Origin of the sequence: Shewanella oncorhynchi, from assembly GCF_030848765.1 — a bacterium.
GTDB lineage: Bacteria > Pseudomonadota > Gammaproteobacteria > Enterobacterales > Shewanellaceae > Shewanella > Shewanella oncorhynchi.
The window spans coordinates 2988072-3012888 of record NZ_CP132914.1; the positions used below are offsets into that span (position 1 = coordinate 2988072).

Genomic DNA, 24817 nt, shown 5'->3' on the forward strand with positions numbered 1-24817 from the left:
AATGAGACGACTCGCTATCCCCCTACAGGGCGCGCAAATGCTATTTGTGGCCTTCGGTGCCCTAGTGCTAATGCCGCTACTCACAGGGCTCGACACCAGTGTGGCATTGTTTACCGCAGGTATCGGTACCCTACTCTTCCAATTGATTACTAAACGCCAAGTGCCTATCTTCCTCGCATCTTCCTTCGCCTTTATTGCCCCCATACTTTATGGCGTGCAGACTTGGGGAATTCCATCCACAATGGGCGGCATTATGGCCGCGGGCGTGGTCTACGTCATGCTCGGCGCCTTGGTTAAAGTGCGCGGCACTGACTTTATTCACAGATTATTGCCCCCAGTCGTAGTGGGACCTGTGATCATTATTATCGGCCTTGGCTTAGCCCCCGTTGCGGTGAATATGGCATTAGGCAAGAGTGGTGATGGTAGCTTGACTTTAGTCGCTACAAATACGGCGTTATTTATTTCGCTCGCATCGCTTGGTACCACTATCGCGGTGGCCATTTTCGCAAAGGGCCTCCTCAAAGTGATGCCTATTTTAGCAGGTATTATAGTAGGTTACAGCTTAAGCCTAGCCTTTGGCATTGTTGATTTTGCAGTCGTGACCGCTGCAAGCTGGATTGCTATTCCTAAATTTGTCGCGCCAGAATTAAACTGGTATGCCATCGCATTTATGATCCCAGTGGCAATCGCCCCTGCGGTAGAACATATAGGTGATATTCTGGCGATATCCAACGTCACGGGTAAAGATTTTATGAAAAAACCCGGCCTGCATCGCACGCTAACGGGTGACGGGATTGCCACAATTGCAGCCGCAGCCTTTGGTGGTCCACCGAACACAACTTACTCAGAAGTGACAGGTGCAGTAACCTTAACCCGAAATTTTGATCCTAAGATCATGACTTGGACTGCCATTACCGCTATCACTTTAGCCTTCGTTGGCAAACTAGGTGCACTGATGCAAACTATCCCCGTCCCCGTGATGGGCGGTATCATGTGTTTGCTATTTGGTTCCATTGCCGCAGTTGGCCTCAACACCCTTATTCGTAATCATGTGGATTTATCTGAGCCACGTAATTTAAGTATTGTCGGTGTTACCTTAGTCTTTGGTATCGGCGGCATGGCATTTGGCATAGGTTCATTCAGTCTGACTGGTATTAGCTTGTGCGGTATTGTCGCTATTACCATGAACTTACTATTACCCGCGACTAAGCCACACAATAAACACCACGAGTCTGATGTGACGCCTCATTAATCACGGCTTGAAGACACGATCAATTTCGAAGTAGGTCGTTGAAAAATGACCACTTTATAAAATTGATCGTTTCTTAAGAAACCACCATAAAAAAGCCGCCGTGATATCAATCACGGCGGCTTTTTTATGAAGCAATATTTTTATGAAGTAAGAATTAACTCTTACTCCTCAGTCTTGATCTTAGCGGCAGCCGCTTTGATCAAAGGTTGTAATTCGCCTTTTTGGAACATGTCCACTACGATATCACACCCACCGATCAACTCGCCTTCAATCCACAATTGTGGGAAAGTCGGCCAGTTAGCAAACTTAGGTAATTCTGCGCGAATGTCTGGATGCTGAAGAATATCCACGAATGCAAACTGCTCGCCGCAGTTAATCATGATCTGAGCTACCTGTGACGAGAAGCCACAGCTTGGTAACTTAGGAGAGCCTTTCATATAAACAATGATAGGGTTTTCCGTGATCTGCTGCTTAATTTTCTCTACTGTTTCCATTTTGATTCCTAAGTAGGATGACGTTGACTCAATGCGACTATTGTACGTCAGCTAGACGCAGAACAAAATCCCACAGTTTGTAAGGTTATGTCGACATTTGATTTTTCGATGGCGTCTATCTAGTCAATTAGCTAAACAATGATTCACATCACAAATTTTATCGGTACAATAGTCCTAAGTGAGCACGTTTAAGAAACGATAACCTAAGACCATGGAGAGATACTAATGGCTTTCGAATTACCCGCATTACCATATGCAAAGAACGCACTAGAACCACACATTTCTCAAGAAACCATAGAATACCACTACGGCAAGCACCACAACACTTATGTTGTGAAGCTAAACGGCTTAATCGAAGGAACTGATTTCGCTGGCAAATCTTTAGAAGATATCATCAAGACTTCTACCGGTGGCGTATTTAACAACGCAGCTCAAGTGTGGAACCACACTTTCTACTGGAACTGCTTAGCCCCTAATGCTGGCGGCGAACCAACAGGCCCAGTTGCTGATGCAATCAATGCCGCTTTCGGTTCATTCGACGCATTCAAAGCGCAATTTACTGATTCAGCAGTAAACAACTTCGGTAGCGCTTGGACATGGTTAGTGAAAAAAGCCGATGGCACTCTTGCTATCGTTAACACTAGCAATGCAGCGACGCCACTGACTGACAGCACAGTAACGCCAATCATGACAGTTGACGTGTGGGAACACGCTTACTACATCGATTACCGTAACGTGCGTCCTGACTATCTTGCCCACTTCTGGCAATTAGTTAACTGGGACTTCGTTAACCAAAACTTCGCAGGTTAATTCATTTAACCTAACGTTGTTTACTGCCGAATGAGCAGTGGGTTAATCCCAGTAAAAAGAGCCCTAGTGGCTCTTTTTTTATGCCCCTCGTTTGCCGCCCATCCCTTATTCTACCGATTTATCCTCCGCTAACTACAAGTGCAATAATTGCGTTTGCAACTATTTGTTATTGTTTTTATTTGATATTTTTTTGACACAGATAGTGAGTTTGTGTCTAAGATTAGAGTAGGAGGCTGGCTAGCCAGTTATCCGTTCCATGACATCACTGGCGTTTCAGGGGGTTTATATGGGCATTTTCGAGCATTACCAAAAGCGCTACGAACAAAAACTCGATGAAGAATATTCTTTGCAGGAGTTTCTGGACATCTGCAAGGGAGATCGCAGCGCTTACATGTCAGCATCAGAGCGACTACTGCTTGCAATTGGTGAAGCAGAAGTCATTGATACCGCAAAAAATCCAACACTTAGCCGTATTTTTTCGAATCGACTTATTTCACGCTATCCCGCATTTAAAGATTTCTTCGGCATGGAAGACGCCATAGAGCAAATTGTGGCTTACCTAAAGCACTCGGCTCAAGGATTAGAAGAATCCAAACAAATTCTATACCTACTGGGCCCAGTGGGCGGCGGTAAGTCATCACTCGCCGAAAAACTCAAAGCCCTAATGCAAAAAGTGCCCATTTACATTCTGAGCGCGAATGGAGTCCGCAGCCCAGTCAACGATCACCCCTTCTGCCTGTTTGATGTGGAAGAAGATGGACAGCTGTTAAAAGATGAATTCAACATTCCCAACCGTTATCTGAAAACTATCATGTCGCCTTGGGCGGTAAAACGTCTGCATGAGTTTGGTGGCGATATCTCCAAATTTCGCGTGGTAAAAGTCTTTCCATCCATTCTGGACCAAGTGGCAATAGCGAAAACTGAACCTGGTGATGAAAACAACCAAGATATTTCGTCCCTTGTCGGTAAAGTCGATATTCGGCAACTCGAACATTTCTCCCAAGATGATCCCGATGCTTACGCCTATTCAGGCGCATTGTGCCGTGCAAACCAAGGGGTGATGGAATTCGTCGAGATGTTTAAGGCACCAATTAAAGTGCTGCATCCACTACTGACTGCGACGCAAGAAGGTAACTATAACGGCACAGAAGGCTTATCGGCCTTGCCCTATAGCGGGATTATTCTGGCTCACTCAAACGAGTCCGAGTGGTCAACCTTCAAAAACAACAAAAACAACGAAGCCTTCCTCGACCGTGTTTACATAGTCAAAGTGCCCTACTGTTTACGGGTCTCAGAAGAGCTGCAAATCTATCAAAAACTGCTAATCAACTCTGAGTTATCGAAAGCGCCCTGCGCTCCCGGCACCTTAGAAACCTTAGCGCAATTTAGTGTGTTGTCACGCATCAAGCCGCCTGAAAACTCCTCCATCTACTCTAAGATGCGGGTATATGACGGTGAAAGCCTGAAAGATACCGATCCTAAGGCTAAGTCTTACCAAGAATACCGTGATTACGCAGGTGTCGATGAAGGCATGAATGGACTATCCACCCGTTTCGCCTTTAAGATTTTGTCGCGGGTATTTAACTTCGACCATTCAGAGATCGCAGCCAACCCAGTACATTTATTCTATGTCCTCGAACGACAAATTGAACAAGAACAGTTCCCCGGTGATACCGCCGAACGTTATCTTGAATTCCTAAAAGGTTATTTGATCCCTAAATATGTGGAGTTTATCGGTAAAGAAATTCAAACCGCTTACTTAGAGTCTTACTCTGAATACGGCCAAAATATCTTCGACCGCTATGTCACTTACGCCGATTTTTGGATCCAAGATCAAGAATACCGCGACCCAGAAACGGGTCAGCTATTCGACCGCGCCGCCCTCAATGCTGAACTTGAGAAGATTGAGAAGCCCGCGGGGATCAGCAATCCTAAAGATTTCCGTAATGAAATCGTTAACTTTGTGCTGCGCGCCCGCGCGAATCATGAGGGTAACAATCCGCTCTGGACCAGCTACGAGAAACTTCGCACTGTGATCGAGAAGAAAATGTTCTCCAACACAGAAGATTTACTGCCTGTTATTTCCTTTAACGCCAAAACGTCGAACGACGATCAACGCAAACACGATGATTTCGTCAATCGCATGATGGAGAAAGGCTATACCAAAAAACAAGTCCGACTCTTGTCTGAGTGGTATTTACGAGTTCGTAAATCTTCTTAAACTTGCGCTAACTAAGTACAGGGCTTTGGTGTTGCCAAAGCCTTCGCTGGGTTTTGGGAGGTGCGTATGGCGAACTTTATCGATAGACGGTTGAATGCGAAAGGAAAAAGCACAGTCAACCGCCAACGCTTTATCAATAGATATAAGCAACAAATTAAAAAAGCCGTCAGCGATGCAGTGACTCGTCGCAGCGTAACGGATGTAGATAAAGGCGAAAAAATCAGTATCCCAACACGGGATATCAGTGAACCAATGTTTCACCAAGGCAAAGGCGGTGTCAGGGATAGAGTGCATCCCGGTAATGACCAATTTACCCGTGGCGATAAAATTGACCGACCACCTGGTGGTTCAGGCGGCGGTTCGGGCAAAGGTGAGGCCTCAAACTCGGGTGAAGGCGACGATGACTTTGTGTTCGAAATCTCTAAAGACGAGTATCTAGAGTTATTGTTTGAGGACTTAGAACTCCCCAATCTACAAAAAAATCGCCTCAATAAACTGGTAGAATACCAAATCTACCGTGCTGGGTTCACCAATGATGGCGTCCCTGCTAACATCAATATTGTCCGTTCATTACGTTCATCCCTTGCTCGTCGCATTGCGATGTCGGCCAGTAAAAAGAAACTATTAAAAGAGTTAGAACAAGAACTTGCTGAACTGGAAAATATTCCAGGCACTAGGGCTGAGTTGATTTTGGATTTAAAAGCTCAAATTGAGGAATTAAAACAAAAGATTGCTAGAGTGCCGTTTATCGATACTTTCGATCTGCGCTTTAATAATTATGCGAAACGAGAAATCCCCTCTAGCCAAGCTGTGATGTTCTGTTTAATGGATGTGTCTGGTTCTATGGATCAGGCAACTAAAGATATGGCAAAACGCTTCTATATCTTGCTGTATCTGTTCCTCACTCGTACCTATAAAAATTTAGAAGTGGTTTACATTCGCCACCATACCCAAGCCAAAGAAGTCGATGAACACGAGTTCTTTTACTCCCAAGAAACGGGCGGCACCATAGTGTCCAGTGCATTGAAATTAATGCATGAAATTCAACAAGCACGCTACCCCGCCGATGAATGGAATATTTACGCAGCCCAAGCATCCGACGGGGATAACTGGGCCGACGATTCACCTACCTGTAGGCAATTATTAGAACAAAAAATATTGCCACTGGTGCGCTACTACAGCTATATCGAAATCACCAATCGCGCCCATCAAACCCTGTGGCGCGAATATGAATCCCTGCAACAGCATTACGACAACATCGCCGTGCAGCATATACGTCAAGCCGAAGATATTTACCCTGTCTTTAGGGAGCTATTCAAGAAACAAGCGGTTTAAGGGGGCACTATGGGGATAACTAAATCAACATCTTGGACACCACTGAGCGATGGTCCCGACTGGAGCTTCGAGCTACTTCAGGACTACCTCAAGGAAATTGAGCGGGTGGCAGCGCTCTATAAACTCAGCACTTACCCAAATCAAATTGAAGTCATCACTGCTGAACAGATGATGGATGCGTATGCTGGCATAGGCATGCCCATAGGTTACACCCATTGGTCTTTCGGCAAACGTTTTATCGAAACCGAGCAAGGTTACAAACGTGGCCAAATGGGGCTCGCCTATGAAATTGTGATTAACTCTAACCCCTGCATCGCTTACTTAATGGAAGAAAACACCATCACAATGCAGGCGCTGGTGATAGCTCACGCCTGTTTCGGACATAACAGCTTTTTTAAAAACAATTACTTATTTAAGACATGGACAGATGCGAGCTCGATTATTGACTACCTTGTCTTTGCTAAAAACTACATCAGTGACTGCGAGCAAAAATACGGTGTAGAACAAGTCGAAAGCGTCATAGACTCCTGTCATGCGCTAATGAACTATGGTGTCGATCGTTATAAACGTCCCTCTGAAATCTCATTCAGGGAAGAACAAGCAAGACAAAAGGATCGCGAGGCTTACCTTCAAAGCCAAGTAAATGATTTATGGCGCACGATTCCGACCCATCAACATGAGCAGTCTCAATCGAAAAAACGTCGTTTCCCCGCCGAACCGCAGGAAAATATTTTATATTTCATCGAGAAAAACGCTCCTTTGCTTGAACCATGGCAAAGGGAAATAATCCGTATTGTGCGTAAAATGGCGCAATATTTTTATCCGCAAAAACAAACTCAAGTGATGAATGAAGGCTGGGCAACCTTCTGGCATTACACTATCTTGAATCACTTGTACGACGATGGCGTGGTCACTGACCGCTTCATGATCGAGTTTTTGCAAAGCCATACAGGCGTTGTGGCCCAACCCGATTACAACAGTCGTTATTACAGTGGCATCAACCCATACGCTTTAGGCTTTGCCATGTTCACCGATATTCGGCGTATTTGTGAAAATCCAACCGATGAAGATAAAGCTTGGTTTCCCGACATTGCCGGCAGTAATTGGATAGAAACATTGCATTTTGCGATGCAAAACTTTAAAGATGAAAGTTTTATAAGCCAATATCTCTCACCTAAAGTTATCCGCCAATTTAAATTGTTTGGTATCCATGATGATGAGAAACGCAATTATCTTTCGGTATCCGCGATCCACGATGAACGGGGCTATCAAGATATTCGCCAGTTACTATCACAACAATATAACCTGTCTAATATTGAGCCAAATATCCAAGTACATAATGTGGAAATCAACGGTGATCGATCCTTAACCTTACATTATGTGCCAAATAACGATATTCCCTTAGCCAATAGCCATAGAGAAGTATTAAAGCATTTACATCGATTATGGGGCTTCACTGTCACCTTAGAGCAAAAAAATGCAGATGCGAGTATTAGCGTCTTAGCATCCTGCCCTGAAGCCAATAAACCAGAATAATAAGCACAATAAAAAGGCCGTTTCCAATTGAAACGGCCTTTTTGTTTATTTAGCGCAATCTTAACGCGATATAACTCACAGAGTTTAATGATCTTGAGCAATAGAAGCCGGCATATCTTCGCGTAATTGTAACCACATCTTACCGCTATTCATGCCATAGGTACGCATCAGCGCAGAGACATCGAGGTAATTTTTAGCCTGAGCCAACAGTTCTAATTCTTTGTAAAAGTTCAATGCTAATAAACGCGCATCTGAGCTGGTAAAGTAATAACGACCAACTCGACTATACAAACCTTTAAATCCGTTTAATATCAAAACGTAAAGTGGATTTCCAGACGAAAACGCTAAGGTGTGATGCAGTAAGTAGTCAAATTCAGCATAGGATTCAGCCGTATCTTCAAGCTGGTGAATCTTTGCAAGTACCTCCACAGCGGTATCCGGGTTATAACGCAAAGCACCGCGAAAATAGATAGCACTGACGTTCGTTCTAGCTGACAAGAGTTGGTCAACCAATACCGGAAAACCCTCGGGATTCAAATCAGCAATAGTCTCAAGGATGTTTAAGCCTGAGGTTTCCCAAAAGTTGTTAACCCGTGTTGGTTTGCCATGCTGAATTTTCAGCCAACCGTCACGCGCCAAGCGCTGTAGCACCTCACGCAGAGTGGTGCGAGTCACACCAATCAATTCTGAAAGCTCACGTTCAGCCGGTAAAATGGACCCTGGAGGAAATTTGTTTTCCCAAATTGATCTCACAATATACTTCTCTGCAAAACTTGCAGGTCCTTTGGCATTGATAATCATCAGCCCACTTATCCAGTTGTTGTGCGTCGTAATGGTCACTGATCATACCAGAGCGGTAAAAAATGGAAACCATTCACTTAAAATCACTGTGTTATCGCCGTGTAAATGTCACAGAATCGTTCAAAAAAACGACCAAGGTCAATACAGGATGGGCCAATTTTGCCGCTTAGCTCCGCTTTTTGAAATGTCGGTATCAGTAACTCATTACATTAGCTTTCTCTTTAGGCTAGACTCATTTAACTAACGCAGGTATTGATAATAATCACGTGCAATTTTTAACATAATTAGAAGAGAGGCTGCCATGCCGGCGACAATGAGTCAGGCGTTTATTGGGAACTTCTTAGGAAATTCTCCTAAGTGGTACAAAACCGCAATACTGTCATTTTTAATTATCAATCCAATACTCTTTTTCTATGTCGACCCCTTTGTGGCTGGTTGGGTATTGGTGCTTGAATTTATTTTTACCTTAGCAATGGCATTAAAATGCTATCCATTACAGCCTGGCGGATTATTGGCAATTGAAGCCGTCGCGATCGGAATGACATCGGCAAGCCAAGTCTTACATGAAATAGAAGCCAACCTCGAAGTATTATTACTCTTGGTGTTTATGGTCGCTGGTATATATTTCATGAAGCAATTGCTGCTATTTGGCTTCACGAAAATCATTACTAAAGTGCGCTCTAAAATTTTAGTGTCATTAATGTTTTGTTTGGCTTCAGCCTTTTTATCAGCCTTCTTAGATGCGTTAACGGTTATTGCCGTCATTATCGCGGTCGCTGTGGGTTTCTATTCTATTTACCACAAGGTCGCTTCTGGAAAAGATTTCGGCGCCGATCACGATCATACCTCTGAAGGTAAAAATGATGATGGTGAAGATCAGTTAAACGAAGAAGAACTCAGTGCATTCCGTGGTTTCCTACGTAATCTGTTAATGCATGCGGGTGTGGGTACTGCGCTGGGCGGCGTGTGTACTATGGTCGGTGAACCACAAAACCTTATTATCGCCGCGCAAGCAAATTGGCAATTTGGTGAATTCGCCGTGCGTATGTCACCCGTTACTGTTCCTGTATTAATCTCGGGCATCTTAACTTGTTACTTAGTTGAAAAATTTGGCATTTTTGGTTATGGCGCTAAGTTGCCAACGGCCGTTCATCGGATCTTATGTGAATATGCCGCCCATGAAGATGCACGCCGTACCAATAAAGACAACATGAAGTTAATCGTCCAAGCCTTAGTGGGTGTCTGGTTGATCGCTGGACTTGCATTGCACTTGGCCTCAGTGGGCCTAATTGGTCTTTCTGTGATTATTTTAACCACAGCCTTTAACGGCGTTACCGATGAGCATGCCCTCGGTAAAGCTTTCGAAGAAGCACTGCCTTTTACCGCGTTATTAGCAGTCTTCTTTGCGGTTGTTGGCGTGATTATCGACCAGCACTTATTCGCACCAGTGATCCAATGGGCACTGAGTTATCAAGGCAATACTCAGTTGGTGATTTTCTACATCGCCAACGGATTGCTGTCTATGGTGAGTGATAACGTGTTCGTCGGCACTGTGTACATTAACGAAGTGAAAGCGGCATTGATTAACGGTCAAATCAGCCGTGATCAATTCGACTTGCTGGCCGTTGCGATTAATACTGGAACTAACTTACCTTCGGTTGCCACGCCCAATGGTCAAGCGGCGTTCTTATTCCTACTAACCTCAGCACTAGCGCCACTTATTCGCTTATCCTATGGCAGAATGGTATGGATGGCATTGCCTTACACTATCGTGCTGTCTATCGTAGGTGTCATGGCGATTCAAACGGGTTTCTTAGAACAAGCTACCCAATATTTCTATGATTCCCAGATAATCATCCATCACAGCGCGAGTGAAGTTTTAGAGCCGATGACTGGACATTAATCTTCTTTATTGACTGAACTTTATTTAATAAGTAGAGTCCAAAAAACGCCCCATGTCTGAGGGCGTTTTTTGTTGATATGGAGCTCACTTTGACTGTAATGACTCGCTTTGCCCATTCCCGTTCATCTTGGTTTATTCTCGCAGGCACAGCCCTTGGGTTAGAAGCAGCCGCCCTGTATTTTCAATATGTTATGAAACTGGAACCCTGTGTCATGTGTATTTACCAAAGACTCGCTATTTTTGGTTTATTGGCAGCAGGTCTCATTGGCATGACAGCACCCAAATATCGAATCGTCAGGATCTTAGCTGCCGTGCTCTGGGCCATCAGTGCAACTTGGGGATTAAAACTAGCCTTATCGCTCGTAGATATGCAAGCCAACCCATCCCCTTTTTCAACCTGTTCATTCTTACCTGAATTTCCAGCTTGGATGCCATTACACGAATGGTTCCCTGCCGTTATGATGCCTACTGGCATGTGTACTGATGTACCTTGGGTCTTTATGGGTGTAACGATGCCCGAATGGATGGTCGTGGGCTTCAGTGGCTTCTTAGTCGCTTGGTTACTCTTTATTGTGCCTGTCCTAAGTGGTACAAATAAACCATCTCTTTATAAATAACAAGTTTGAGATAAGGCAGGCATAGAACCTGCCTTTTTATTGACGATTGTATTCCACTTATCCCATTCAATCCTCGCAACTTAAACATATGCCAATAGCAAAACAGTGAGAAAGCGCTACACTGGCTCAATGAAAAGTGGTGATTTGGAAACTGGGGATTATGGGAAAAAGTTCGACATCTGAGCCACACACGCCATTAACCCAATGGCAAAACAGTTTGCCATTCAAATTTAGCCTTATTCAGCTCGTCATTGCCGCTATTTTGATTTGTAGTACAGCTTGGGTGATGCTAAGCATTCAACGCCAACAAGTTCTTGATCAGCAAGCCGTGTTAAACCAAAACTATGGCCAGTTGATTATCGCCAAACTGCAAGAAATGACTTCACAGGTTGAAACCGTAGTCGACTCTATTTCCAGTATTGCCAAACTTTACCGCTATGATCATGAGCAACTGGTGAAAACCATTCCCACGTTGCTGAAACTCGATAGTCAACAACGCATCATTTCTGGCGGCGGCGTCTGGCCGGAACCCGGTGCGTTTAATCAGCAAAAATTTCGAGATAGCCTGTTTTGGGCACACAATGTAAACGATGAATTAGTCGCCATTGATTCCTATAACAAAGACACGTTCCCAAGCTACCACACCGAAGAATGGTATCGCCCGACGCGCTATTTTCCTGCAGGTAAAATTTTCTGGTCAAAATCTTATTTCGATCCGACAACCCATGAGTCAATGATCACAGCCTCAGGCGCTATGTGGATGGACCATCAGTTTATTGGTGCAGCCACTGTGGATATCAGTTTAGAAAAGCTCAATGTGCTGTTACGCAATGCTATGATTAATGTCAGAGGCTATGTCATAGCCTTAGATCATCAAAACCAAGTACTCGCCTATCCGGATGCCAATAACGATCTTAAGCATCAAACCAATACCAATCATTCTTTCGTCACCTTCAATCATCTCGCCAGCCAACAGCCAGATTTCAGCCCCGTCGAAGTCGCATTACAGAGTGCAGATAAAGCCTTTATAGAAGCGGCGATTGCCGAACGCGTTTTTACCCAAGAACAGATGCAGCATCTAACGAGACTAAGTCATCAAAATGAGCGTGACATGTTAGCGGCCATCGTAAATAACAATGCCTTAAATCATTTTACTGCCCCGAAATTACTGACGTCGGTAACTTTGACCCATGATCCAATCCTTAAAACGGCATCCCTCGTTTCGGTATTTCTCATGCCAAATACCTATTGGAAGGTACTTGTCGTCACCCCAATTTCACCGCTGCAGGATACCGCTAAACATTTAATCGAAAAGGTCGGCGTTTATTTAGTCTGTATTCAACTATTAGGCTTAATTCTATTATTCTTACTCCAGCACCGACTATTTATTACCCCCATTATTGAAATCGTCCAAGCCTTAAAACGTAATGATTCCGCCTCTATCGAACTCAAAGCCAATAACAGCCATGACGAAATTGGCTTATTGGCAAAAACATTCCTATCGCGTACTCGACAACTTGAAGTGGCAATGGCGAGCTTAGATGCGAGTAACCTGGCGCTAGAACAGCAATTGCAGAGCCAAAATCTGTTTCAACTGGAGTTAAAGCGCCATAAAGAACAATTGAGGGCTTTGCTTAAATTTTCTCAAAATCTCATCTATATCAAAGATCTTCACGGTAAATATATTCTCGTCAATGACAAATATTGTGAAATCTTAGGTATAGAACGCAGACGCATTATTGGCACCTCTGATTTTGAGATATTTCCCAGCCAATTTGCCCACGAGTATCAACAAAATGATCGACGCGTTCTGCATAATCATGAAGCCATAAACTTCGAAGAAGCTATTCCATCGCCCCTAGGCAATCTTATTTATATCGTGACTAAATTTAAGATCAAAGATGATGACGATACCGTTATTGCAGTCGGTGCTATCGCCTTTGATATCACCTTACAAAAAATTAAAGAGCAAGAACAAGAAAAGTTACTTTTAGGGCAAGTCGAAGCGCTTAATCACCTACAAGAACAAGTTCGCCTCAGTAATCAACATAACCATGAACTCTATCTGCTCCAAGACAAATCAACCCAATTACTTGAGAAGCATCATCAACTCAATCTCAGTCGTGAACAAAGTCAACAGCTAATGCAAAATTTTCTAGCTGAAATGATGACGCAAATTATGCATGAGCAAGATCAGCTACTCGCCAAAGTGTGCCAACTTCAGCCAATAGATAATGCTAACGACCAAAATCAGATCACCGAAATCATGGTGACTCAGGCAGATAAATTGCGACATATTGCCCAGTTATTAACGAATCATCAAAATGACATTCGGCCACTGCATCTCGCACAATTTATGCGCCATCTCTTAGGGTTACTAAAGGTACAACTAGCTAAAACAAATGTGGAAATAGCGTTAAATTGCGAAGAAAACATCATTATTGATGGCCCTTCATGGCAATATTTGCAGCTGTTTTATCGTCTAATCACCAACACGTTGAATCATGCATTTAAAGCTCACAATGAACAGCGTGAAATAACCATTAATATCGACAAGTCGAGCGAAGAGTTACACATCAGTATTATCGATAATGGGATAGGTATGACAGAGCTGCAACTCGCACAGTTACGGCAAGAACTAGCGCAAGAACTCTGCCTTGGAACGCTGACCTGTATAAATCTGTGGCTTAAAAATGATCTCAATGGCAGCCTTAGCATCAGTAGCCACTTGAACCAAGGCACACACATTCAATGTCGTTGGCCATTGAGTACAGATTTAGAACCGCAATAAACAAAGGTGCGTTATTGATCTAACCATGCCTTGGCTTGGCTATGTTCATCGGCGGTAAATACCTTTACCGGACATGGCAGCATGCAGGCTAGCGCATTAACCATAGCATTTGTTTGAGTGGCATTGGCAATCATCACAACCCTTGAAAAATCACTTAAATGAAATAAACCTAATACCGCATCATCCCACAGGGCCCCAACGGATATACCTTCAAATTCAGGGGAAAACTCGTACCAAAGGCGAATACTGGCGTGGTCTTGCAGCTTGGCTTCTATGGCGGGAACCAAATAGCCTTCAACATCCCCATGGTTAACACGGCCAGATGCGACCACTGCCAATATATCATCAGCATGACCCGAAGAAATCGTTAGCATTGAACACTCCTTATCAATACATGAAGGGAAAAATAGTTAAAGCTCATACACTAAAGATACACAGACAATGACATAAATGCGGGAAAGATGGGCTTTTTATTTTAAGCTAACACCATTTAATACATACACATCAGCAATGCAAATAACACTAAAAGGAGCTAATCCACAGCGATGACTCGCATAACCCAGCAACAAAACTTAGTCGCAGAACTCGATGAAAAATGGTGACCATACGAAATAACATGAGGTGAAGCAAAGAGCAGATATTTACCTCACACTCAAGGCTACGACTGCTCGAGCTTAACAATAAGAGTGAGGAAACACATGGTACTCAAACGATGATGATTTACGCCGCTAAAAATTAGTATTAGTCGTGACTTACCTGAAATCACGCATTAATAGATAATCTAATTGCTATTCTGACTAAGCACTCACTTGAAGTTTAGCGATTTCTTGATCGAACAAATTCTTAATCAAACTAGAAAACTCGGTAATAAATAAAGTCTGTGCGGGAGTCGCTTTATGGTTGGCAACTGAAGCTAAAATCTCTTCTAAATCATACACAATTGCATCCACTTCACGGATAATCACATTACGTTGCGTAAAAGACAACGATGGATTTTGGCCACACACCATAATGATCTGTGCCGACAATTGCTCTTCAAATAACTCCATCACAGTATCGTCTGAAACTACCTCTGAACTTGGTGTTTCAAATAAGCCAAGATGTTCAGTTAAATACTGGACCAAATGCATGTAACCATCTTTATCTGTGACCATTTTTTACCCTTTAAACTCATTAACTTAATATCTATTGTGATGCTATTAATAGCACATCAGAAAATATCAAAGAAGCCAAAGGCTCGGCTTCTTATCAAGATCTAGCATACGCCACTTATTTAACTCTAGCCTATCTTCGATAACAGACGTATTGATCTATACCAATCTTATTGAAGTTACTGAGTTAAGGTTAGTATAAATGACACAGGAACAGCTTGACTAATGCTCGATAAACCCGCAATTTCACGTAATTTATCAATCCCAGCAACAAGATCAAACTCATTGGCATTAACAATTACCGGTTGAAAACTGTTCACTAAAAGTTTGTTATCAGAAACTTTAGTGATAATCACCGAAAAAGCCTTAGTTTGCGATTTACCGTGTAACGCAATTTTTCCATCAATATCAAAAACTTTACTCTCACCAACGCCAAGATTTTTTAGTATCTGAGGGTCTACTTGTGATGACAGTTTCAGCTCTGGATACAAAGACACTTCAAATAACAAATTTTGCATCCGCTCATCGCGGACATCAATACCCGTTGCCACACCGATTAGTGGAATTGTTAATTCAAATAGACCGTTATCTTTTAGCGTACCTTTGAGTTGTTTAAAGTGATGGACTTCACCTATATCACCTTTCTTTACCGAAATAAAACTGACTCGCGAATCTTGTTCCATCACTTGCCATTGCGCGGCACAGCTAAAACTGGCCATAGCAGATAAGGCGACAATTCCCATCCATTTTTTCATCGTATCCGTCCTTAAAGAGTGAGTTTAAAGCCATGCCGTAAAGAAAATCGACATCCGCAACAGACTAAAATCCTGCCCAGTTAAACGTGATCAACATCACCTAACTTAAGCTAAAGATACTCTGTTTATCCATTAGCGACCAGTAAACTATGATTCATACGCGCACTAACCATTTATCTAAGCTATTGGCAAAAGCCTGTTTATCTGCTTGAGAAAACGAATCAGGCCCGCCAGTGTGCACGCCAGAACCGCGCAAATCCTCCATAAAATCGCGCATCGTCAGCTTTTGTTTTATGTTATCGACGGTATAAAGCTCGCCACGGGGATTGAGCGCCAAGGCGCCCTTTTCAATGATTAAAGCCGCTAAGGGAATATCCGCGGTGATCACTAAATGCGTCGGTTCAACATGATCGACAATATATTGATCGGCCACATCAAATCCCGCACCGACTCGAATTTGGCTGATATAGGGAGATGGTGGTACGCGGATCATTTGATTAGCCACCAGCACCAGCGGCAGGGCTTTGCGCTCCGCCGCCCGAAACAGGATTTCTTTGATAGGATTGGGACACGCGTCCGCATCAACCCAAATTTTATAATCACTCAATGTCTTTTAACTCTGTAATTAGGTTCACAAGCTCAGTTTTATGCCGAGCTATCGAACTATGCACCGTACTAAGGCGCTAAACGATCGATTTCCCACTCTGCATCATGGCGAGAATAAATAAAACGATCATGCAGCCTATGTTCTCCACCCTGCCAAAATTCGATACTCGAAGGTCTCACTAAGTAACCGCCCCAAAAACTGGGTAAAGGCACATCGCCCTTGGCGAACTTAGCTTTCATTTCGAAGAATTTGCCTTCAAGTACTTGTCTAGCGCTGAGTTTACTCGACTGCTGCGATACCCAAGCAGCAATTTGGCTGTCCTTAGGACGGGTCATAAAGTATTTAAGCACTTCAGCGGTGGACAGTGCCTGCGCTTCACCGAGCACCGATACTTGACGCTCTAGAGGATGCCAAGGGAAATGCAAACTGACTTTATTATTAGCAGCAATTTGCTGTGCTTTGCGGCTGCCAAGGTTAGTAAAAAATACGAAACCTGTGTCATCAAAACGCTTAAGTAATACTATACGTTGAAAAGGTTGGCCGTGCTCATCCACAGTCGCCACACACATAGCGGTGGGATCGCTAAGCTCTGCATCCCTCGCCTGCGTCATCCACAGTTCAAACAAATCCATCGGGTTTTGCGGTAAGTCGGCACGTCTTAAGCCGCCTTTGGCATACTCGCGGCGGATATCACTGAGATCTGTCATAGGGTTTCCTTAAGCAAACGCCAAAAATTCACATGAGTTCAGGGATCAGCACTTCAGCCTGAAGCTGCTGATAGTGGCTAAAACCAATGTTATAACCTTGCTCGGTCGTTAATGAACACCGCCCTAAGCATAAATGGGCAGGAAATCCCTGCGTTGAGTCGTCGGTATTAAAGCGGATTGTGTCCCAACTGACAGGAGCAAACAAGGTTAATAGACGCGCTAATAGATCTTGCGGATACTGCGCTAAATCCAGATTCGTTTCAAAGCTCACATAGGAGCTAGCGCACGCATTGTCGCTTTGAGGCGTAATATGCAAAGTAACATAATATTTGCCCCAGAGACCGTTCATCGAAAAGCCTGACGGATCAAATAAATGGGCGTCAATCTCAAATTCAGGGAGTAAATCGTTAAGTTCGAGTGCAGCGCAAATCTCATCGTTACTCTGCGAGCCGCCATTAAGATAGTCGGCAAATTCGCCACGAATGTGATACATCAACAGCTCACTAGTTTGATCATCCTTTGGTGCTCGATAATCACTGTCAGAGCAGAAAAAATAGTGATGATGGCTGTCGAGATGACCCACTCGAAAGGCTTTACCGGCGATACGTTGGCGCAGTTTGCCAATATCCTCGGCAAAACTCGTGGTTTGCAGATGGGCTTGGTATTCGTTTTTACGCTGATAACTCACCAAGGCCATGGCAGGCACGCCAAGCGCGTCGATAAAATAACAAGCGGCGTCCACTAAGGTACTGTTACCACAGGTGAGCATGACAAATCTGTCATGCCATACAAACAAGCTGGATTCGCTCAAAAGATAGGCATCACAGTCCGCATTACTTAACTGCGACAGTATCTCGGCGTGGGCACAGTTGACTAAGGCAGACCAAAAACTCACATCGAGTTCTCGTAAATTCGGCGTAGACGCCGTCACGATAATCTCGAGTTTTTTTTCTGAACCTTCGAAAAACATCAACCCTTTGACCTCATGATCGTCACTCATCCTTTACTTGATCCTAGAACAACGCGATTTTACACGACTAAAACGGCAATAAAAGCGAAAAATCTGTCCTTATAAAAACAAAAATCAGCCGAGGTTACCCAAGGCTGATTTATTTTAACACGCTAGAAATTAAGAAAAATCTTCTAAATAGGTATAGCCTTTCAGCCCTAGTTGCAATTCTTCTAAAATTTGTGCGCGTTCACCTTCGGCGATATGCAGATTCACTAACTCTTCATAAGTGCGCATAAAGGCCACCGCATCTAAGTTAACGTAACGCAATACGTCAGCAACCGTGTCACCCGCCAATACAGATTCGATGTTAGTCACACCATTATCTTCGATGCGAACCACTGCTGAGTTTGTATCACCAAACAGGTTATGCATATCACCCAAGATTTCTTGGTATGCACCCACAAGGAAGAAACCAATCAGGTATGGGCTATCCGCACTCCATGCTGGCACTGGCAGCGTGGTTTCAATCCCTTGACCATCAACGTATTGATCGACAATACCGTCAGAGTCGCAGGTGATATCGAGCATGACAGCACGGCGTTCAGGGGCTTTATCTAGGCCCGATAACGGCAATACTGGGAACACTTGGTCAATACCCCAAGCATCCGGTAATGACTGGAATAATGAGAAGTTAACAAAGAACTTATCGGCTAACTTTTCATTGAGTTCATCAATGATAGGTCTGTGATAACGGTTTTTCGCACTCAATAGCCCTTGCACTTCATGACACACGCGCAGGTTAGCTTGCTCAGCCCACGCACGCTCCGCTAAGGTCAATTGACCTAAAGCGAATAGCGAATGCGCTTCTTGTAAGTCACTTTGGCTATCGTGGTAAATCTCAATCAAAGCACGTTGATCGGCGCGACCGCTGATCTCAGACCATGAATGCCACATGTTATGCAATAACTGTGGTGAATCTTCCGCTGGCGGTTGAATATCTTCAGGCTGATAAGCTTCAGTACCGATAACATCGGTGATAAGCACAGCATGGTGCGCCGTTAAGTAACGACCCGATTCTGAAATAATACGTGGCATAGGTTGCTCGTATTCATTACAGATGTCAGTCAATACGTTAACTATGTTGTTGGCGTATTCGGTCAGGCCATAGTTCATCGAGTTATTACTTTGGCTACGAGTGCCATCGTAATCCACCGCTAAACCACCACCGACGTCGAAGCAGTTAACGCTTGCGCCTAATTCACGTAATTCACAGTAGAAACGACCCGCTTCACTCACACCTTGGCGAATATCACGGATATTAGCGATTTGCGAACCTAAGTGGAAATGCAGCAATTGCAGCGAATCCAGCATATCGTGTTGCTTAAGTTGCTCTACAACCAACAAAATTTGCGCAGCAGATAAACCGAACTTAGATTTTTCACCGCCGCTCGCCTGCCACTTGCCTTTGCCTTGGAACGCTAAACGTGCACGTAGACCTAAACGCGGTGTCACACCCAGACGTTTAGATTCAGCTAACACCATTTTCAGTTCAGACAGTTTTTCTAAAACGATGTAAACCTTGTGGCCTAACTTTTCACCAATCAGTGCTAAACGGATATATTCATTATCTTTATAACCATTACATACAATGACTGAACTGGCTTTTTGCGCCATGGCTAACACAGCCATCAGCTCAGGCTTACTGCCTGCTTCTAAACCCAGTTGTGGTACTTCTTTTGATGCCTGACTCGCCAGGATCTCTTCCACCACAGTTTGCTGTTGGTTTACTTTAATCGGGTAAACCAGCAAATAGTCCGCCTGATACTCGTACTTCTGTATCGCTTGGTCGAATGCTTGGCACAAACTGTTCACTCTGTGGTGCAGGATCTGCGGAAAACGAACTAGTACAGGTAAAGCGACTCCCGCCTTAACCATGTCTTTGGCTAGCTCATTTAAGCCAATCTTGTAATCAGGATTTTTGGGGTCCGGTGACACAGTCACCTCACCTTGATCGCTAATCCCATAAAAACCTTGGCTCCAGTGAGTAACATTGTACCCAGCACGAGCATCATCAATAGACCAATCATTCATTATTATTTAGCCCGTCTATTAAAAAATGGGTTAAACGGTTATGGCTTAATAGCACAACCGCCCGTTCGACAAACCCAGGCAAAGGGACACCTTACCTGACATACACGAAGGTAGATTTTACCTTCTCCTTAATGCCGCAACGTCACGCTAGTGTAAGTGACATTGCTGCGATTTTCATTAATAGCGCAAGAGACAACGCATCTTAGCGCAATACATCGTATCATATTGAAGGGAAAGCTTATTCCCTTACCTCAGTAAAGCTATCTTTACTTGCCTCGCTTGCATTTATCCTCAGGCTAAAGGGCACAAATACCGCCAAAAAGCCAAATAAGATCCTGAGTCGCATCCTTAAAACATCAAGCTAATAAGTAGCTTAAAGACGTTTGAAAGAGGTTAAGACCTTCAGAAACCGATAACACAAGTAGAAAACGAAAACCGATAACACTGAACTAGCGAAAACGCCAAACCAGCTTATCGCTAGGCAAGATTATTTTAACAGGGGACTATTGGCTTCTTCGCGGCCAGAATTGATGCGGATCAACGTGAGATGCTTAAGGCCAGTATCATCGTATGGTACGACAATCGAGCGTTGGCATTGTGACACTTTTAGGCAAAGTGCAAAAAATGGATGCTTGTGCATTAGCTAATAAAAACCCTCTTAACCCCATGTAAATCGATATGTTGTCAATTACACGGTTAATGACTGGTGAACCATAAAACCTTTATTACTCACGTAATATTTGTAATGTCTGCAACGAGCGGAATCGTTGAACGGCGCAATTAAACCGCGCAATGTCACAGAATGCAAGCAAGAATCTCATTTAATCTTTTGCATTAAAATATAATAAACACTTGCTTAACAACCACCCGCCACCCATTGGTTTTAAATAGAGTAATATTAGTTAGTTAACCCATAAACGTCGTACAAGTCTGTTCAATATTTTTTATATCACCTTTGTCACTTTTATTGACATTTACCCCTGCAAATATCCCTGATTTTTGTGTGTCACTCAAGTGATACACATTTGCCAACATTAAGCAAAGCCAAACAACCAATATCACAGCGCCAAACCCGCCACAAATCAGTGGTTCCTCCGAGACACAATGCGTGATCAAGCCTTCGCTGAGTGACGGCCCACACACGCTAAAATAAAGCTCAAAGACAATAATGCTGCAGTTTCAGCACCGAAGTGTATAATCGCAACCGAATCACATTCCATTATGCACAGAGAGATCCATGGTACAGATAGGTAAAACCTGCAAACTTGAGGTTGTAAAACAAGTCAGCTTTGGCGTGTATTTAAACGCCCACGAATTAGGGCAAGTACTGCTGCCAAACAAAGTCACCCCAAAAGACTGCCAAGTCGGTGATCTGCTTGACGTGTTTCTGTATCTAGATTCTGAAGATATCGTGATTGCTACCACGCGCCGTCCATTGGCACAGGTAGGCGAATTTGCCTATTTAAAAGCCGTTGCAACCGGCCCTTATGGCGCCTTTTTAGACTGGGGCTTAGATAAAGATTTATTACTGCCCTTCGGTGAGCAACATAAGCCTATCGAAGAAGGCCGTTCATACTTGGTCTATGTACACGCTAACCGCGCCGATGAACGCATCATGGCCTCATCAAAAATCGATAAGTTCCTCGATAAGACAGAGCCAGACTACACAGTGGGTGAGCAGGTCGATTTATACATCGGCGGCACCACAGATTTAGGCTACAAAGCCATTATTAATCATGCCCATTGGGGCGTGATTTACGAAAACGAAGTGTTCCAAAAACTGCGTTTCGGCCAAAGACTCAAAGGTTTCATCAAACAAGTGCGTCGCGATGGCAAAATCGATCTTGTGCTGCAACAAGGCAGCAAACAAGAATTAGATAAGCACGCCCACATCATTCTGATCAAACTCAAACAGGCTGGCGGCTTCTTAGCCCTGACCGATAAAACCGATGCTGAAATCATTTACGATCAGCTTGGCATGAGTAAAAAGGCCTTCAAAAAAGCCATAGGTGGCTTGTTTAAGAATGGCCAACTGAGCATAGATAATGATGGTCTGCGTTTAACTGAAACAGCAGAATAATCAACTCTATTCAGGACTTAGCGTTAAAATTGTACAGTTTACCGCCACTAAGACAGAGTTTGACTGACAACTCCTAGGATATTAAGCATGGCTCTGTTATAAACAAAGCCATGCTTTTTTCTTTGGAGCTTATATGGAACTCACGTTACACGAAGCCAGAGTCATCGGATGCCTGCTTGAGAAAGAAATCACCACCCCTGAGCAATATCCACTCTCGCTAAACTCTTTGACCTTAGCCTGCAATCAAAAAACCAGCCGCGAGCCCGTACTCGAACTCAGTGAAACCCAAGTGCAAATCGCCGTTGATTCCCTAAATCGGAAACGTTTGATCAGCGAACAGTCGGGATTCGGCAGCCGCGTCGTTAAATACAAGCACAGATTCTGCAATACCGAATTCAGCGAACTTCAACTGTCCCCCGCCGCACTCGCCATCGTCTGTTTGTTGCTATTACGTGGCCCACAAACACCGGGAGAACTTCGGACCCGCAGCAACCGCCTACACGAATTTAAAGACGTGATCGACGTGGAAGATTGCATCCGCCAATTAATGAGCCGTGAAAAGCCCTTCTTAAAACAATTACCCAGAGAAGCTGGTCGCCGTGAATCCCGTTATGTGGAATTATTCTCTGCAGCGTCATCGCACGAAAGTGCTAGTCAATCCCATAGCACAAGTCATACCTTAGCCCATGTCGCTGTGTCTGTAGACGCAGAGCCGCTTGAATTAGTGAACAGAGTGACAGAGCTTGAACAACAAGTCGCCGAACTGACGCAAAAGCTCGATGAATTAATCGCCTCATTGAGCTAATTAGCGATAGATAATGACTGATAAATACCGATGGATAATAAGTGCTATGTGAGCAACATGGCACTTATAGACCAATCCACTGTCTACCCAAGGGTGAGAAACTTAACCGCGCCAAGCACCATAGCCCCTGAACCTAGCGCAAAAAAGAATAGAGACAGCACATGACCAATAATCCACCCAGCAGTTTCAACAACATGTTTATTATCGCCATGTTTGAACTGCGCAAATTTTTATTTAATACCCGCGGGATCATCGCCTTGGTCGCCTTTGGTTTAGTTTGGGGTGTACTTCTGCTTTACCCCATTCAAAGTGCATCGGCCATGTTATTGCAGCCCAATGTAAAAGATATCATCGACAGCTTATTTGGTGCCAATACCCTCAATGTGCTCTTTGAGTGGCCCGTGGCCGAAATGGCAGTGTTTTGGTGTTTTGCGCTGTATTTGTTTCCACTGTTCAGTATTCTTATCGCCGCCGATCAGTTCTCATCGGATAAAACCCGCGGCACGCTGCGCTTTTTAACCATACGCACTAGCCGTGACAGCTTATTGTTCGGCCGTTTTCTCGGCCAAATTCTGATCCAAGGTTTACTGATCCTATTAACGATTATCGCCACTGTCGCCCTCGCGCTCAGCCGCGACAGCCAACTGTTTTTATCTGCGTTAACGTCTGGCGCCTTAGTGGGCCTTAACCTCATCATAGTGATCTTGCCCTACACGGCTGTGATGACTTTATTGTCCCTGTATGCGCGCACGGCACGCCAAGCTATGGTGTTTGCCACCATTTTATGGACAGTGATTTCCATCACTATCGTGGTGTTAGCGAATCAATCTAGCCTACTCGCACAACTCCAGTGGGTATTACCCGGTGCTCAACTGTCGGACATGCTCAATACCAATGGACTCAATAGCTTAGTCTATGCCCCTATTCCACTGTTACAAACCGCTGTGGCCCTCTTGCTCGGCAGAATTTATATGCAAAGGAGCTCGCTATGAGTCTGATCCAATGCCAAGGGCTATCGAAGCTTTACGGCAGCAAAAAGGCGCTGAATAATGTGAGTTTCAGTCTTGAAGCGGGTGCCCCCATCGCCCTTGTCGGTCCCAATGGCGCGGGTAAAACCACGCTTTTTAGCCTGTTATGCGGCTATTTATCACCCAGCTCTGGAACCATAACCCTACTCGGTGAAGCCCCCAATAGCCCTAAACTCTTAGGCAAGATTGCCGCTTTACCCCAGGATGCAGTACTCGATCCCAACTTGACGATTGTCAGCCAGTTAATATTTTTCGCTCGCCTGCAGGGCATGAACGTGGAGCAAGCAAAGCAAGAGGCCATTCGCGTGTTGGCCTTGGTCGATCTAATTGATGTTGCCGAACAAAAACCGCCTAGCCTTAGCCACGGTATGAGTAAACGTGTATCGATTGCGCAGGCGCTGATTGGCTCGCCAGAATTAGTATTATTAGATGAACCGACGGCGGGACTCGACCCTGCCAATGCAAAAAAAGTCCGTGAACTGGTCAAAGCCTTATCGCCCACCACAACTTTTATGATCAGCTCGCATAATCTCGATGAGCTCGAAAAGCTGTGCGATCAAGTGTTGTATTTAGATAAAGGCCAACTGAGCCAAGCTGTGTCAATGCATGCGTCGACCGACAGCGATTACCTGACGTTAACCATGCAAAATTGTGAGAGCGATGCACTGCAAGCGGAAGTGGCAAAACTGGCGGGAGTAGTGAACATTAGCTCAAAACAAAGCAATGTGTTTATTATCCAGCTAGACACAAATACAGAAAAAGCGCACAACAGTGATATTGAGATGCGCCTATTCGCCCTCTTCAATCAGCATCAATGGCAATACAAGATGCTGCTGAAAGGTCGCACTCTGGAAGAAACACTCTTTTCATAGGCAAGCGTT

22 protein-coding genes are annotated in these 24817 nt (G+C 44.1%); 12 read left to right on the forward strand and 10 right to left on the reverse strand.

Annotated features, from left to right (window positions below):
* Position 1: 1 nt before the first annotated feature.
* A complete protein-coding gene (locus RA178_RS13495) occupies positions 2-1252 on the forward strand; it encodes a uracil-xanthine permease family protein (protein ID WP_028760316.1) in 1251 nt (416 codons plus the stop codon).
* Between the two features lie 161 nt (positions 1253-1413).
* Here the strand turns inward: RA178_RS13495 and grxD are convergent, their stop codons facing one another.
* The gene (gene grxD / locus RA178_RS13500) at positions 1414-1746 is read right to left on the reverse strand and encodes a Grx4 family monothiol glutaredoxin (RefSeq protein WP_011846572.1); all 333 of its coding nucleotides are present in this window, start codon (positions 1744-1746) and stop codon (positions 1414-1416) included.
* A gap of 225 nt (positions 1747-1971) precedes the next feature.
* Here grxD and sodB point away from each other — a divergent pair, with 225 nt between their 5' ends.
* From sodB to RA178_RS13520, 4 genes are all read left to right on the forward strand, one after another.
* Positions 1972-2556, forward strand: a complete 585-nt coding sequence (gene sodB, locus RA178_RS13505) for a superoxide dismutase [Fe] (protein WP_028760317.1) — start codon at positions 1972-1974, stop codon at positions 2554-2556.
* Between the two features lie 286 nt (positions 2557-2842).
* Positions 2843-4777, forward strand: a complete 1935-nt coding sequence (locus RA178_RS13510) for a PrkA family serine protein kinase (protein WP_131523897.1) — start codon at positions 2843-2845, stop codon at positions 4775-4777.
* 66 nt (positions 4778-4843) lie between these two features.
* Complete coding sequence (locus tag RA178_RS13515; protein WP_263265240.1) at positions 4844-6112, forward strand: YeaH/YhbH family protein; 1269 nt, start codon at positions 4844-4846, stop codon at positions 6110-6112.
* Positions 6113-6121: 9 nt separating this feature from the next.
* Positions 6122-7648: a SpoVR family protein gene (locus RA178_RS13520; protein ID WP_306682264.1), complete on the forward strand. Its 1527-nt coding sequence runs from the start codon at positions 6122-6124 to the stop codon at positions 7646-7648.
* Between the two features lie 84 nt (positions 7649-7732).
* Here the strand turns inward: RA178_RS13520 and fadR are convergent, their stop codons facing one another.
* Entirely contained in the window at positions 7733-8449 is a 717-nt protein-coding gene (fadR, locus tag RA178_RS13525; RefSeq protein WP_028760321.1) for a fatty acid metabolism transcriptional regulator FadR, read from the reverse strand.
* Positions 8450-8750: 301 nt separating this feature from the next.
* Between fadR and nhaB the strand changes: the two genes are divergently transcribed.
* The 3 genes from nhaB (at position 8751) to RA178_RS13540 (ending at position 13760) form a co-directional block, all read left to right on the forward strand.
* Positions 8751-10352: a sodium/proton antiporter NhaB gene (gene nhaB / locus RA178_RS13530; protein WP_028760322.1), complete on the forward strand. Its 1602-nt coding sequence runs from the start codon at positions 8751-8753 to the stop codon at positions 10350-10352.
* A gap of 89 nt (positions 10353-10441) precedes the next feature.
* Positions 10442-10969 (forward strand): disulfide bond formation protein DsbB, encoded by a 528-nt coding sequence (dsbB, locus tag RA178_RS13535; RefSeq protein ID WP_306682266.1) that lies wholly within the window; start codon positions 10442-10444, stop codon positions 10967-10969.
* Positions 10970-11129: 160 nt separating this feature from the next.
* A complete protein-coding gene (locus RA178_RS13540; RefSeq protein ID WP_306682267.1) occupies positions 11130-13760 on the forward strand; it encodes a PAS domain-containing protein in 2631 nt (876 codons plus the stop codon).
* Between the two features lie 11 nt (positions 13761-13771).
* Here RA178_RS13540 and RA178_RS13545 read toward each other — a convergent pair whose 3' ends face one another.
* The 8 genes from RA178_RS13545 to RA178_RS13580 form a co-directional block, all read right to left on the reverse strand.
* Positions 13772-14134, reverse strand: coding sequence for a SpoIIAA family protein (locus tag RA178_RS13545; protein ID WP_028760325.1), 363 nt, complete (start codon positions 14132-14134; stop codon positions 13772-13774).
* Positions 14135-14557: 423 nt separating this feature from the next.
* Positions 14558-14914 (reverse strand): DUF3802 family protein, encoded by a 357-nt coding sequence (locus RA178_RS13550; RefSeq protein WP_113938764.1) that lies wholly within the window; start codon positions 14912-14914, stop codon positions 14558-14560.
* A gap of 176 nt (positions 14915-15090) precedes the next feature.
* Complete coding sequence (locus RA178_RS13555; protein ID WP_263235441.1) at positions 15091-15666, reverse strand: YceI family protein; 576 nt, start codon at positions 15664-15666, stop codon at positions 15091-15093.
* A gap of 154 nt (positions 15667-15820) precedes the next feature.
* Positions 15821-16273 (reverse strand): YaiI/YqxD family protein, encoded by a 453-nt coding sequence (locus RA178_RS13560; protein WP_006081277.1) that lies wholly within the window; start codon positions 16271-16273, stop codon positions 15821-15823.
* Positions 16274-16341: 68 nt separating this feature from the next.
* Complete coding sequence (pdxH, locus tag RA178_RS13565) at positions 16342-16980, reverse strand: pyridoxamine 5'-phosphate oxidase (RefSeq protein WP_131523902.1); 639 nt, start codon at positions 16978-16980, stop codon at positions 16342-16344.
* 28 nt (positions 16981-17008) lie between these two features.
* Positions 17009-17950 carry an adenosylmethionine decarboxylase gene (locus RA178_RS13570; protein ID WP_306685411.1) on the reverse strand — a complete coding sequence of 314 codons (942 nt, stop codon included), beginning with the start codon at positions 17948-17950 and terminating at the stop codon, positions 17009-17011.
* Between the two features lie 159 nt (positions 17951-18109).
* Positions 18110-20023 carry a biosynthetic arginine decarboxylase gene (gene speA / locus RA178_RS13575; protein WP_028760330.1) on the reverse strand — a complete coding sequence of 638 codons (1914 nt, stop codon included), beginning with the start codon at positions 20021-20023 and terminating at the stop codon, positions 18110-18112.
* Positions 20024-20510: 487 nt separating this feature from the next.
* A complete protein-coding gene (locus RA178_RS13580) occupies positions 20511-20663 on the reverse strand; it encodes a hypothetical protein (protein ID WP_011846564.1) in 153 nt (50 codons plus the stop codon).
* 597 nt (positions 20664-21260) lie between these two features.
* Here RA178_RS13580 and RA178_RS13585 point away from each other — a divergent pair.
* From RA178_RS13585 to RA178_RS13600, 4 genes are all read left to right on the forward strand, one after another.
* Entirely contained in the window at positions 21261-22103 is an 843-nt protein-coding gene (locus RA178_RS13585) for a CvfB family protein (protein WP_105252833.1), read from the forward strand.
* Positions 22104-22236: 133 nt separating this feature from the next.
* A complete protein-coding gene (locus RA178_RS13590) occupies positions 22237-22908 on the forward strand; it encodes a YceH family protein (protein ID WP_113938766.1) in 672 nt (223 codons plus the stop codon).
* A 161-nt stretch (positions 22909-23069) separates the two neighbouring features.
* Positions 23070-23900 carry an ABC transporter permease subunit gene (locus tag RA178_RS13595; protein WP_113938767.1) on the forward strand — a complete coding sequence of 277 codons (831 nt, stop codon included), beginning with the start codon at positions 23070-23072 and terminating at the stop codon, positions 23898-23900.
* Entirely contained in the window at positions 23897-24808 is a 912-nt protein-coding gene (locus RA178_RS13600; protein ID WP_306682280.1) for an ABC transporter ATP-binding protein, read from the forward strand. The genes RA178_RS13595 and RA178_RS13600 overlap by 4 nt, the downstream gene beginning before the upstream one ends.
* Positions 24809-24817 lie beyond the last annotated feature (9 nt).